Origin of the sequence: Paenibacillus ottowii (genome assembly GCF_006874425.1) — a bacterium.
In the GTDB taxonomy this organism is placed as follows: Bacteria; Bacillota; Bacilli; order Paenibacillales; family Paenibacillaceae; genus Paenibacillus; species Paenibacillus ottowii.
In genome coordinates, this window is the sequence record NZ_VIJZ01000007.1 from 212,366 (window position 1) to 224,856 (window position 12,491).

A 12,491-nucleotide genomic window follows, 5' to 3' on the forward strand; every position below is an offset into this window, starting at 1 on the left:
TATACAAGATGAAATTTTCAACTTAGGGAGGTCATTTTGCATGAAAATGTGGAAAGGTGTATTGAGTACGATGCTGGTTGGCACGTTGTTGGCCGGATGTGGAGCGAATTCTTCAGGCAGCGACAGCAGTGGTTCCGGTGGAGACGGCAAAACTGTAAATCTCAAAATGTTTATTGCTCAGCCCCGTTTGAAGGAGCACTACGATAAATACATTAATGCATTTATAGCCAAAGAAAAGAAAGATAAAAATATCGACGTTACCGTTCAACTGGAGATGCCGCCTGCGGACAATGCTGCGCAAATTTTGAAAACAAGACTCGCTTCCAACGATGCACCAGACGTATTCGCGTTGCATGCGGTGAATGAAATTCCTCCGTTTTATAAAGCGGGTTATTTGGAGGACTTGTCCGGTCAGCCGTTTGTCAGCAAATTAATGGACAGTGTGAAGCCTTCGGTGACGACGAAAGACGGCAAAGTCGTAGCGGTTCCTTTGGAAACAATTTCATGGGGTTATTTATACAATAAAAAAATATTTAAGGATTTGGACTTGAAGCCGCCGGGAACGTTGACCGAAATGAAGGCTGTGGTCGAAAAGCTGAAAGCGAATCATGTGACACCATTCCTGTTGTCTTACAAGGAATCCTGGATTCCACAGCTGTTTGTGCCGCTCACAGCAGGTGCGATGATGAACACACAGAATAAGGATTTTATCGAACGGATGAATCAGGACAAAGGTTCTTTTTCCGAAATGAAGAGCATGTTCGATATTATTGATCTGGTGAACAGTAATGGTACAGACAAGGCGCTGGAAATCGGCGGGGATGATGGATCAGCAGCATTTGCTTCAGGTAAAGCGGCGATGTGGATTCAGGGACCGTGGTTTGCGGAAACGATTTTAAAATCTGATCCGAAGATGGATTTTGGGGTGGCACCATTGCCGATCAATGACGATCCGAATGCGACCTTGATCAATCTGTCCACTTCGACTTCGCTGGCCGTATCCTCTTCAAGCAAGAATAAGGAGGTTGCGCTCGACTTTGTTAACTATGTGTTGGACGACAAGGATTCCAGCGCATTCTATGAAGCATTGAAATTTAATCCCATCTCCAAAGTGCATACATTTAAAAGCTATCCTTGGGTTAATGACGCTACCGAATATGTGAAAGCAGGCAAGTCGTACCAAGATCCATCCATCCCGCAGGCGGTCAAGGACGAGGCAGGCAAATCGCTCCAATCCTATTATGCTGGCCAGCTCTCGCAGGATGACGTCATTAAGGCGCTGGATAAGGCATGGAAATCGTATAACAAAGTGAACAAGTAGACGGTAACCTACAGAATGACATCGGGAGGGAGAGACTCCATGCCTTTTAAAATCTACAAAAAATACGTCATGCTGCTGGCATTTACTGCCCCGGCACTGATCTTTTACGCCATCTTCCTGCTCATTCCAACGATCAGCGGCATGTACTACAGCTTTACAGACTGGAACGGATTGAATCCCAATTACAATTTTATCGGCTTGGGAAATTTTGTGGAATCTTTGAAGGAAGACCCCGACTTTCTTAACTCCCTGTGGTTTACACTTAAATACGTATTGGTTATGATCGTACTGCAAAATGCGCTTGCGCTGGTACTGGCAGTGTTGATTGAGTCACGCACACGCAGCAAAGGATTTTTTCGGACGATCTTTTTTATGCCTAATATGATCAGTACCATTATTAGCGCATTTATGTGGACATTCGTTTTCTCCTCCGTGCTGCCGCAAATTGCTGAAAAGACGGCCATCGCCTTTTTAGGTCAATCCTGGCTGGGCGATCCGAAGGTATCTTTCTTTTCTATCATTATTGTCTCGCTCTGGAATGGTGTGGGATATATGATGATCATCTATCTGGCTGCGCTTCAGGGGGTACCGCAGAGCTTGAAGGAGGCCGCTATTATTGACGGGGCGAATGCTTTTCAGACATTGCGAAGTGTGACGTTGCCGATGATTACCCACGCGATTACGATCTGTTTCTTCCTGACACTCAACGGTGCCTTCAAGGTGTATGAGGTCGTGTATGGACTGACTGGCGGAGGACCGGGACGCAGCACACAGGTGATTACGATGAACATTTATGAAGAGGCGTTCTCCAACAACTTCCGTTATGGCTATGCGAGCGCTAAGTCCGTTATTTTGTTTGCCATTGTGCTCATCTTTACTCTGATCCAGCTGCGAGTCATGAAGAAGAGGGAGGTGGAGGCATGAGGCTGAAAAAGGCTAATTCCTTGCTGATCACGCTGTTGCTGTGCATGGGCGCAGTCGTGTCCTTCTTCCCGATCTACATGGCGGTCATTAATTCGTTTAAAACACAGGGCGAGATGTTTGCATCCTTTACGGCGCTGCCGACGAAGCTTCACTTTGAAAATTATAGACAGGCCTTTCAACAGATCCATCTGCTGAACAGCGCTTTAAATTCTACGATTATTTCTTTTATCGGCATTGGCGGGATCGTGGTCTGTTCTGCATTGGCAGGCTACAAGCTGTCTCGTACCAGTGGAAAACTAAGTAACGCGATTTTCTTCCTGTTTGTCGCCTCCATGCTGGTACCGTTTCACTCCATAATGATACCGCTTACACGGATGGCAAAGGATTTGTCTGTTCAAGGCAGTACGTATGGCTTGGCTCTAATCTATATCGGCTTGGGTGTGAACATGGCAATCTTTTTATATCACGGATTCGTCAAATCCATTCCGCGTGAGCTGGAGGAATCCGCGCAAATGGACGGGTGCAATGAGTTCCAAACGTTCTTCCGCATTATATTTCCTTTACTGCTGCCGATTACCGTCACGATTGCTATTTTGGATTTCCTGTGGATTTGGAATGACTTTTTGCTTCCGCTTTTGATGTTGACGGATGTGAACCATTACACTCTGATTCTTTCGACCAATATGCTGTTTGGAGAGTACAACAAGGATTGGTCGCTTATTTTGGCCGCACTTGTGCTGACCTCCATCCCGGTGATCCTGATCTATGCCTTTTTTCAGAAATTCATTATGGAAGGCATTGCAGAGGGAGCGGTTAAGGGATAAGGTGTGCTTTTCATCGCTAAAAAAGCCTTCCTTGTTTATAGGGAGGCTTTTGTTTTGGATTAACAGCACATCCAACGTTACTTCAAGAAATTACTTATCATAAAAAGTAAAAGCGAAATGATGATTACAAATAGATAAATACCAGAAATCCATTTTCCCATTAGAGCTCCAAAATCTGTAGGATTTTTATATCCAATGATTATACTGGGAATGAAAAAAATACTGGATAGTAGAAGGCTGTAGTGAAATCCAGTATTGTCAACACGATTAGACCATGCGGGCAAGCCTAAAAAGGAAAACAACTGATCCCCAAACGTGTAATTGCCAAGTTTGTAAGAAGCAGCTAGACCAAGAAGAGATAAAAGCAGTGAAAGTGATCCACGGCCTATGTTCTTTTTGTTTTTTCTCACCCATGCAAAGATAATCAGTAAAATTGCAATTGCTTGTATGCTGTAGGTCAATATCGTTAAGAACATGAAGTACCTCCTTGAACACCTAAAATCCAATGATAAGATGTCAATTTCGGGAATGAGTATACCATATTTTGGGATATGTTCATATGACTTTCAATAACAAGTATCACTTTGCAATAGTGATTATAAGAACACATGGAACGCAGAGCGGCCTTAGCCATACAATATTTCATCTGAATGTAAAAGGAGATGATGATGTTGGCTACCTTCTCGGCCGCGCTTCAAGTGAAAAAGCGGATGGCCAAGCGAGTCTTAAAAATGTCCGGTGTCCACGGCATTGGCGTAGGCTACAGGGACCCTGCCCATCCCAAAAAGGGAGCCGCTGTCATTGTGTACACGGACCGTCTAGTGTCGGCCTCTACTGGACTCCTGTCGGCCACTGCCTTAGGAAAGAAATTGAGTGTTCCTGTTCGAATTGTAAAGACTGGAAAGATCAGAGCTCATGCTACGGACTATAAAGTGCGCATCCGCCCGGTCATCGCCGGCTATAGTGTCGGGACGATTGAAGGCTCCGGTACCACCGGACTCATCGTCGCCCCAACTGGAGCGCCGGCTACGCGTTATCTTTTTAGCAATAACCATGTCCTCAATCCCTCCAATACAGACAATCGGGAGGCTACAATCCAGCCAGGCGGAGCCGATGGGGGAACGGTTGCCCAGGATCGTATAGGACGGCTGTATCGTTATGTGCGCTTGAATCGCACCGGAACAAACCTGATTGACGTGGCGCTTTCACTTCCGACCCGCAACAACCTGCTCAATCCGCGTTATGCTACAGTAGGAGTCATTCCGGGGCATGTTACCGCTTATCGTGTAGGGGAAAAATTGAAGAAGGTAGGACGTACGACCGGGCGGGTCAATGGTACAGTAGAGTCGGTCTATACAGACCTGCAAATCAATTATGGCGGCGAGTTGGGCCTGCTGACCTTCGAAGACCAGACGGTTATTAGAGGTACGACTCCTGTATCCCTACCCGGGGATTCCGGCTCTGTATGGCTTAGACAGTCTGATAATTATGCAGCTGCGGTCAACTATGCAGGCACGGCAGATGGTCGCTTATCCATAGCCTTTCCGGTGCAGTGGTTCATGCAGGTATTTAACACACGAGTAGCCCGTCCCAGCGGGGCAGGCAAAGTGCTCACGGTAAATACAGGATCTTCCCCTGGCTCCTATACTAGACAGCTCACCAGTGAGGAGCTCGTTCGCTTAAGACCAAGAACGACCCGCATTAAACGGAGCTAAATGCTTCGAAAGCATCATCTCCCCGGATTTCTCCCCTGATTACAGAATGAATTCAAGAAATCCGGGGCGGAGGCGATGGGAAGCACCAGCAAGAATAAATTCACAATGCCAATCATTTATGAGGCAAATGTTTCACGATGCAAATCATTCATCATACAAATCATTCACAATCTAAAACGTTAATGGCATGAAATAAAAGCATACTTACACTCTAATCAGCCCCTTCAGCATATGCCTGGACTCCCGCATCATGGGCTGTAAGGGTGCTGCTTGCCGAGGCCAAGCCCCAGATTTCCTGGGCGGTCAGAGCTCTGTTGTAGATGATCAGCTCATCTACTGCACCATTAAGATAAGGATCATCAAACTGGGATTTCCCAATGTAGTTCCAATGTGTCAATCCAAGGCTGCCAGGCTTCAGCGGCATATTCGTGTTACGTGCCGCCTCTATGCCGTCCACATACATAATTCCGGTAGTGCCTGACAAAGTCACGGCTACATGCTTCCAGACACCTGTCGCCAGTTCCGGGGCATTCAGTTGCTGTTCCTCTCCGTTCCCTGAGACAGTGATGGCAAAACGCATACCTGTTCCTTCAGCCTTCGGGGACAAAAACATATACCGATCTGTTCCTGCTCCAAAATCAAACAGACGAGCCCAGCCATTATGCGTGTTCACCCGTACCCATGCGGCAATGGTAAAGTCATTAATGCTGCTAACTATTCCGCTGGGCAGGCTGGCATAGGCGTTTATGCCATTAAGCCGCAGAGCATTGCCATTCCGCCCCGCACCCCACGAGCCGCCATGTACACTGGCCTGCTGTCTATAACCTGATGAATCGGCTGCGGTTGATCCGGCCGTTTCGTTAAATTCATAATGGGCTATAATGTCTCCGGCGGGAGCCGGATTGCCTGAACTGGGCTGAATACGGATATCGTAGTTGGCTGCTGTACCGATATTCAGTCTGGCTATAGTCGCAGCATTTTTAACGGCTGTGACTGAGCCGGTTTTGGTGCCGTCTATGAGTACATCATACGTACCTGCCGCCTAGCAGCCGTCCTGTGGTCCATTCGAATGACCGACCGTCTACTCCATTTTGTGGAATGCCTTCCCCTTGCCAAAAGTATTCAGGGGAAAATTGTTCCTCCAGCTCCGGGGCAAAGGTAGAGTCCCTAATGGGTTTGTCCTTATCGTTATTTTCCCCTGCTTCCAGCACAAGAACCGATGTTTGCATATCATCCGTAAGGGTTTTCGCTATTACAGCACCCGCAGGGCCTGTTCCTACAACAATATAATCATAGATTAATTTGTTTTTCATACAGCTCTCCTTATAGATAAATGGGCTAATGTAGAATATTAATCTGTTCTGTCCTATGTTCCATCCATAACAAAAAAAGATCCGCCTAAGCGGATCTCAGGCTGTCGAGAAAGTCTCGACAGCCTATTTTATGTTAATTTTGTTTAAGACGACACCGCGTTAATGTTGTATAATATAGGTAACTATTGTAGAACGGATGGTGTTGATATGCTACGTTCCAACCGCGAAAAACAACAATCCTACGAATTTGTTTCCATCGAAGATCTGGTTCCTCAAGATCACTTGCTCCGCAAAGTAGATAAGTATATCGATTTTTCGTTTATCGATGATAAAGTTCGACCACTGTATTGTGCAGACAACGGGCGTCCTGCCATTGATCCTACCGTATTGTTTAAAATGATCTTTCTCGGTTATTTCTATGGCATTCGCTCAGAACGGCAACTCGAGCGAGAAATTCAGACGAACCTAGCTTATCGTTGGTTTCTGGGGTTGGGCTTAACGGATAAAGTTCCGGACCATACGACGATTAGCTGGAATCGTCGCACTCGCTTTAAAGACATCACGATCTTTCAAGATATCTTCGATGAAATTGTGCTGCAGGCGATCTCTCACCGAATGGTGGGTGGGCGTGTTCTCGTCACCGATTCCACACACGTCAAAGCCAATGCTAACAGGCACCAGTACACCAAAGAACAAGTGTTGCAGAATACCAAAGACTATATGGGCGAGCTGAACGAAGCGGTGAAGGATGACCGGAAAAACCACGGAAAAAAGCCTTAAAATCCCGAGAGGAAGTGAACGAAGAAAAAGAAATTAAAGTGAGCAAAACAGACCCGGACAGCGGCTATATGATCCGTGATGGCAAGCCCGAAGGCTTCTTCTATCTGGACCACCGCACGGTGGATATGAAGTACAATCTGATTACGGATGTGCATGTGACGCCGGGAAATGTACATGATTCTGTCCCCTATTTGTCCCGTTTGGATCGCCAAAGAGAACGTTTTGGTTTTCAAGTAGAAGCTGTTGCACTAGATTCAGGTTATTTAACGACGCCGATTTGCCGAGGTTTGCAGAACCGAAAGATTTTTGCCGTGATTGCTCACCGAAGATTCCATCCCAGACAAGGACTGTTTCCGAAATGGAAGTTTGAATACGATGCCAAACGCAGTGTGTATAGATGCCCAGCCCAACAGGAACTGCACTACCGAACGACGGACCGAAAGGGATACCGGCAGTATGCCTCTGACCCAGCTCAGTGCCAGCATTGCCCACTGCTAAGTCAGTGTACCCAGTCTCGAAACCACCGCAAAGTGGTGACTCGGCATGTCTGGGAAGACAGCAAAGAGTGGGTACGGAGCAACCGGCTGAGCCCATCTGGTAAAAAGCTGTACCGCAAACGAAAAGAGACGATTGAGCGAAGCTTCGCGGATGCCAAAGAGCTCCATGGGTTTCGCTATTGCCGTTTGCGCGGTCTTCCAAACGTCAGGGAACAAAGCCTTATGACGGCAGCCGTGCAGAACATGAAGAAGATGGCGATCCACCTAGATCGCCAGGAGAAACAGGGGTAACCCCCCCTGCTTCTCCAGAGACCAGAGCATTATGATGTGAAAAAGAAACCCACGTCTCAAAATGACGGGGTTTCTCGACAATCTGAGATCCGCCTAAGCGGATCTCTTGCATTTATTGATAGCTTATTTCTTTGTAACCACCGGCCGTACAATCTTCGTCGTTAAGACATTAAGCGCGTCACGCACTTCTGCGGCGAAAACAAGCGGCTTTTCTACTTTTTCGAAGTGGATGTACCAAAGATTGGGGTTATCGAATAGCCAGTGGTTGTGCAGTGCTGTCACTTTGACACCATGTTTGCGAAGCCGGGAAATAAACGGATTAATTTCTGCGGTCAAAATCACGGTTTCACCAAGACATAATCCTTTTCCGTTGCGGCCAATACTTTCGAAAGAAAAAGCTTGCGGTATGGCAAGAAAGGATTTGGTCTTTTTCCCTAAAATGATCGGCTTAATGTTATTTCTGACATTAGAAGCAGTACAAACTCCGTTAACGACTTGAGGGGTTGCCTTTAATATAGCGGCAAACCGTTTACAAAGCGGACTAACTGCCATTTCTCTCACTCCAATTCTTTTAGATTACTAGCATCATATGAAAAAGTAAGGGAGTGGGAAGGGCAATTCTTCTTTATCGTTAGTCTAATTTGCTATATACAAAGTGCAAATGAAGTCCCCTTCTAAAGCCTCAGCTGAGCTCCATGATCCTATGTTTGATACTGTCCCAGGTCTGGCGCAGGCGCTTAACACCTTCGATAATTTGCTGCTCCGTTATGTGAGCAAAGTTAAAGCAGGCTGAGGGAGGCCCTGGTGTTAGCTGGTAATCAGCGGCATCACGCCATGTGACTCCGTAAAATCGTGCTGACTGCATGAAATGATGATACTGGGCAGACCCATACTTCCAGATCGCATAGGCGTGCAGACCGCAATCAGTCTGATGCCAGTGAAACAGCTCACTTAACGGCTGGATTTCATGCTGGAATACGTCATAGCGTGATCTGTATATTCGAGTCATCCGCCGTAAATGACGAACGTAGTCTCCGCGCATCATAAAACGTGCCAGCGCGCGCTGCTCCAAGCGGGCAGGCGGCAGGGGATCGTATAGTCGTTTGGCTGCAGTCAGCGCTTGCGCCAATTCAACTGGCAGGATGGCATACCCGAGTCGAAGGCTGCTGAACATACTTTTGGAAAAGGAACCAACATAGATGACACATTCTGCGCGATCCAGTGCTTTTAACGGTTCGATGGGACGTCCTGCCCAGCGGAATTCACTGTCATAATCATCCTCAATGATCCACGCCCCCTTGGATGCCGCCCATTGCAAAATATGCTGTCGGCGTGTTAATGGCAGTACAGCACCGGTTGGAAACTGCCGTCCAGGCGTAACGAACAGGAGCTTGGCATCCCAATCCTGTGGAATAAGTCCCTGCTGATCTAGTTCAGCAGCGTGTATCCGTCCGCCTGAGGCGGTAACTGCACGATAGATGCCGGAATAACAGGGATTCTCCAGTACAATGTTATCTTGTTCATGAATAAGCAGCTGAGTTAGCAGCGTGATCGCTTCCATGGAACCGCTGCATAATACGACTTGATCCGGTGTGGCCGTAATTCCGCGTGTTCTGCCAACATGCTGGCAAATCGCTTCACGCAGCCATTGATCACCGTTCACTGGTGCAGGCGTCGAATCATCCGAAGGCTTCTGCAAGTCCTTGCCAGCGGCAGCCAATGCACTTTTCCATGCGATCTGTGAGCTGCCCTCCAATACAACTTCATCGGCTTGAAAAGAAATCATAGGCTGGTGCGCATCGTCTCGATCCGTAGCAGACACAGGAGTCGAGTATAAGGCTCGTTCTTTTTCGAGCTGCATTATTCGTTGTCCCCATGCTGACAGAGCAGGGACTTTTTGTTTTGCAATAGGCGGGTTTTGGTTCTGCAGGTTGATTCGAGATTCGTCTGGCAGCATTGCAGTCTGTTCCATAACAAAGGTTCCTCTGCCTACTACCGAATTTACATATCCTTCAGCCAGCAGCATATCGTATGCTTCTTTAACACTCCCGCGCGAAATTCCATACATCACCGCCAGATCACGACTGGAAGGCAGGCGCGTACCACTGGCAAGGGAGCCAGTCAGAATTCCCTCTCGAAGAGCGTGATACAATGCCAAGTATTTTAAATGATATTTTTGAAGCGTACGCTGATAAGCTATCGTAATATCCATACTTTTCTCCTTAGATTGGTCCAGTCATTTTCATTCATATTGGGTCTTTTTAATAATCCATTTTCAACATAATCTGAAATATATCATTGGTCAATAGATGGAAGGAGAGATAGCTATGAGAAGAAAAGAATTTACGGTGGCCGAACAAGAGGAAATAGAGGAGTTTCTGAACGAGGTCAGTTTCGGATTTTTAGGCATGAACAGCGAGGATGGTTTTCCGCGTGTAGTTCCTTTGAATTTCGCTTATGGGAATGGCGTTTTTTATATTCATGGCAGCCGTGCTGGAGAAAAGATGGAACGAATGAAGGAGGACAATAGAGTCACTTTTTCAGCAGCCAAAGAGTATGCGCTCATTCCGTCTTATTTTACCGATGAACATATGGCATGTCCGGCGACTTCATTTTTTAAAAGTATTACCGTGCGTGGTCATGCAGAGCAAGTAGTGGATTTGGAGGAAAAGGCATCGGCATTTTCCATTTTTATGAGAAAGCTGCAACCGGAAGGCGGTTATGATCTGATCGATGCCAGCGATTCACGGTATGCTTCACGTTTGAAAGGGGTCGCTCTGATCAAGATCGTCCCGCATGAGTGGACTGCCAAGTTTAAATTTGGCCAAAATGTTAAAGGGGAGGAACGTCAGCAGATTATCAATGGTTTGCACCAACGGGGACTGGATGATGATCTGACAACAATTGAAATGATGCGTAAATATGGCCCTCATCATTGATACATATGTATAATGCCGATGCCGATGTAAAAATTTGATTTCGATATGCTCATTTTTGCTCGCTCATCCGTCTAATTGGTTAATTATACCTCAAAGGGGATACCCTCGATTTTCCAAAACTTTCAGTCCTTCTGCATTAGGACTTTTGAAGGAAAGGTATATATCATCCTCAAGCCCATTGTTCTTACTGCAAAGGAATTTTATAATACGATAGATTTGTGGTGTAAGGGGGCAAGACCGTGATGAGAGCTGGAGTCAGAAGTCGGGAAAGTCGGCGGTTGTTACTAGAAGCAGGGGCTGAAGAGTTCGCTCAGACGGGGTTTTACCAAACAAAGGTAAGTTCGATTGCGGCGCGTGCAGGATTGACGCAGCCGGATTTTTATATTCATTTTGAAAGCAAGGAACAAATGTATAAGGAGCTTGTGAAGAGCTTCCGTACCTTAGTGAATGAGACGGTACAAAGCATGAAGATTGGCCCGGACTTCAGCGAGGCTGAAGTTTTGAGACGGGGACAAGCTTTTCTGGAAGCTATTTTTCGCATGTTGTCTAATAATCCGGCAATCACTCGTGTCGGATTTTACCAGGCAGCAGACTCAGTACACATCAAGGCAGAGATGGCGGAGCACATCAAGAAGCATCTGCTGGCGGCCCAACGCTGGGGTTCCTGTCGTGAGGAGCTGGACCCTGAACTGACAGCAGAATGTGTGATCGGCTTGATTGAACGGCTGACGTTAACGAAGTTGCTGCCTGGACGTGAAAGCCCATCTGTACTAGCCAAGCAGGCACGAAGTCTCCTGTATCATGGCATGCTCGCATCTGGAGATTAACTGAATTATATATCTCCACCCACATTTGGGCGACAGGCTCGGCAATTGTCCCTATCATGGATGGCGGCATAAGCATAAGATGCTTTTGTAAACCATGAAGGGAGGAATCACCATGTCTGGAGTAGGCGCTGGTTATGGAGCTTTTACATCTACAGGAGCGATTCTGGTACTTTTCATTCTGCTCGTTATTATTTCCAAAGCATTCGTTATCTAATTCGCAGTACGAGAATTTGATTTCGGACGATTTGTTGTAAACGAGACAGAGGGAGGAGGAATTCTGAGATGGGTGAAGTAGATAGAGGTTGTGGCGGTGGCGGCTACGGCATGTGGACTTCCACTGGGGTAATTTTGGTGCTCTTCATTTTGCTGGTTATCATCACACGTACTTTGTTCATCTAATGTGATATTCATGGACTTGAACGCCGATGCTTCGGGTCTATGATCATACAATCCCAAAGAGGAACCGTCTCTCACAGAGGCGGTTTCTTTTTGTTTTAAAGTTTACGTTGACGTTAACGTTATATAAGCGTAATATTTTATATATAATCTTTTTCATAAGGTGGGTGTCATGGTTACGTATAAAATTGATGAGGTCGCCAAGCAAAGTGGTTTGACCAAGCGAACCATTCGTTATTATGAGGAAATCGGCTTGTTGCCCTCCCCGCAGCGCAGTGAAGGAAATATGCGGCTGTATACGCAGGAGGATGTGGATTTACTAAAAAAGATCGTGAGTGCCAAGGAAGTGCTTGGTTTTTCTTTGCAAGAGCTTCAGCGTTACATGACCGCAGCAGAAATGCTCAAGGGGCAGCGGGAGGAATATCGCGAGCGAACGGAGCATTTGCAGCCGATCGAGCGACGGGCGATGTTGGAGGATATGGAACGTACACTGAACGAACAGTTGGAACTAATGGAGGGAAAAATCAACAGCATCCGTATGCTCCAGACTGAATTGGAAGAGCTGCGGGTCAGGGTTCGTGAACGCAAGATCCTTTTGGATGAGGAACTTGATCACAATCCATCATAACAAGAACACTTACATTCAGATGTGGAGGTAACATTG

General features: G+C 46.6%; 14 protein-coding genes and 1 pseudogene. 9 read left to right on the forward strand and 6 right to left on the reverse strand.

What is annotated here, in order from left to right; genetic code table 11:
- The first annotated feature begins 40 nt into the window (after positions 1-40).
- The 3 genes from FKV70_RS17505 to FKV70_RS17515 are packed head-to-tail and all read left to right on the forward strand — an operon-like array spanning position 41 to position 3,069.
- Positions 41-1,321, forward strand: a complete 1,281-nt coding sequence (locus tag FKV70_RS17505; RefSeq protein ID WP_142613653.1) for an ABC transporter substrate-binding protein — start codon at positions 41-43, stop codon at positions 1,319-1,321.
- A gap of 39 nt (positions 1,322-1,360) precedes the next feature.
- The gene (locus FKV70_RS17510; protein ID WP_063211440.1) at positions 1,361-2,245 is read left to right on the forward strand and encodes a carbohydrate ABC transporter permease; all 885 of its coding nucleotides are present in this window, start codon (positions 1,361-1,363) and stop codon (positions 2,243-2,245) included.
- Entirely contained in the window at positions 2,242-3,069 is an 828-nt protein-coding gene (locus tag FKV70_RS17515; protein WP_142613654.1) for a carbohydrate ABC transporter permease, read from the forward strand. Before FKV70_RS17510 ends, FKV70_RS17515 begins: the two co-directional genes overlap by 4 nt.
- A gap of 77 nt (positions 3,070-3,146) precedes the next feature.
- Here the strand turns inward: FKV70_RS17515 and FKV70_RS17520 are convergent, their stop codons facing one another.
- Entirely contained in the window at positions 3,147-3,545 is a 399-nt protein-coding gene (locus tag FKV70_RS17520) for a hypothetical protein (RefSeq protein ID WP_142613655.1), read from the reverse strand.
- Positions 3,546-3,737: 192 nt separating this feature from the next.
- Between FKV70_RS17520 and FKV70_RS17525 the strand changes: the two genes are divergently transcribed.
- A complete protein-coding gene (locus FKV70_RS17525) occupies positions 3,738-4,784 on the forward strand; it encodes a hypothetical protein (RefSeq protein ID WP_142613656.1) in 1,047 nt (348 codons plus the stop codon).
- 211 nt (positions 4,785-4,995) lie between these two features.
- On the opposite strand, the gene FKV70_RS26700 is transcribed toward FKV70_RS17525, so the two are convergent.
- From FKV70_RS26700 to FKV70_RS17535, 3 genes and pseudogenes are all read right to left on the reverse strand, one after another.
- Positions 4,996-5,547 carry a LamG domain-containing protein gene (locus tag FKV70_RS26700; RefSeq protein ID WP_341873592.1) on the reverse strand — a complete coding sequence of 184 codons (552 nt, stop codon included), beginning with the start codon at positions 5,545-5,547 and terminating at the stop codon, positions 4,996-4,998.
- Complete coding sequence (locus FKV70_RS26935; RefSeq protein ID WP_280115089.1) at positions 5,529-5,654, reverse strand: hypothetical protein; 126 nt, start codon at positions 5,652-5,654, stop codon at positions 5,529-5,531. The genes FKV70_RS26700 and FKV70_RS26935 overlap by 19 nt, the downstream gene beginning before the upstream one ends.
- Positions 5,655-5,821: 167 nt before the next feature.
- Positions 5,822-6,097: pseudogene (locus FKV70_RS17535) on the reverse strand (GMC family oxidoreductase); the annotation flags it as partial.
- A 207-nt stretch (positions 6,098-6,304) separates the two neighbouring features.
- On the opposite strand from FKV70_RS17535, the gene FKV70_RS17540 reads away from it, so the two are divergent.
- Positions 6,305-7,665 (forward strand): IS1182 family transposase gene (locus FKV70_RS17540; RefSeq protein WP_142613658.1). Its coding sequence is split into 2 segments (ribosomal slippage): positions 6,305-6,875 and positions 6,875-7,665, totalling 1,362 coding nucleotides; the frame shifts between segments, so codons are not numbered across the junction.
- Between the two features lie 123 nt (positions 7,666-7,788).
- Here FKV70_RS17540 and FKV70_RS17545 read toward each other — a convergent pair.
- Positions 7,789-8,217 (reverse strand): DUF1259 domain-containing protein, encoded by a 429-nt coding sequence (locus tag FKV70_RS17545; protein ID WP_063211447.1) that lies wholly within the window; start codon positions 8,215-8,217, stop codon positions 7,789-7,791.
- A gap of 130 nt (positions 8,218-8,347) precedes the next feature.
- Positions 8,348-9,877: a MocR-like pyridoxine biosynthesis transcription factor PdxR gene (gene pdxR, locus FKV70_RS17550; protein ID WP_063211449.1), complete on the reverse strand. Its 1,530-nt coding sequence runs from the start codon at positions 9,875-9,877 to the stop codon at positions 8,348-8,350.
- A 115-nt stretch (positions 9,878-9,992) separates the two neighbouring features.
- Between pdxR and FKV70_RS17555 the strand changes: the two genes are divergently transcribed.
- The 4 genes from FKV70_RS17555 to FKV70_RS17565 all read left to right on the forward strand — a co-directional run bounded on the left by FKV70_RS17555 (position 9,993) and on the right by FKV70_RS17565 (position 12,455).
- Positions 9,993-10,604, forward strand: a complete 612-nt coding sequence (locus tag FKV70_RS17555) for a pyridoxamine 5'-phosphate oxidase family protein (protein ID WP_142613659.1) — start codon at positions 9,993-9,995, stop codon at positions 10,602-10,604.
- Between the two features lie 242 nt (positions 10,605-10,846).
- Complete coding sequence (locus tag FKV70_RS17560; protein WP_142613731.1) at positions 10,847-11,431, forward strand: TetR/AcrR family transcriptional regulator; 585 nt, start codon at positions 10,847-10,849, stop codon at positions 11,429-11,431.
- A 112-nt stretch (positions 11,432-11,543) separates the two neighbouring features.
- The gene (locus FKV70_RS26275) at positions 11,544-11,645 is read left to right on the forward strand and encodes a hypothetical protein (RefSeq protein ID WP_014599460.1); all 102 of its coding nucleotides are present in this window, start codon (positions 11,544-11,546) and stop codon (positions 11,643-11,645) included.
- Between the two features lie 354 nt (positions 11,646-11,999).
- Positions 12,000-12,455: a MerR family transcriptional regulator gene (locus FKV70_RS17565; RefSeq protein ID WP_063211455.1), complete on the forward strand. Its 456-nt coding sequence runs from the start codon at positions 12,000-12,002 to the stop codon at positions 12,453-12,455.
- The last annotated feature ends 36 nt before the right edge of the window (positions 12,456-12,491 follow it).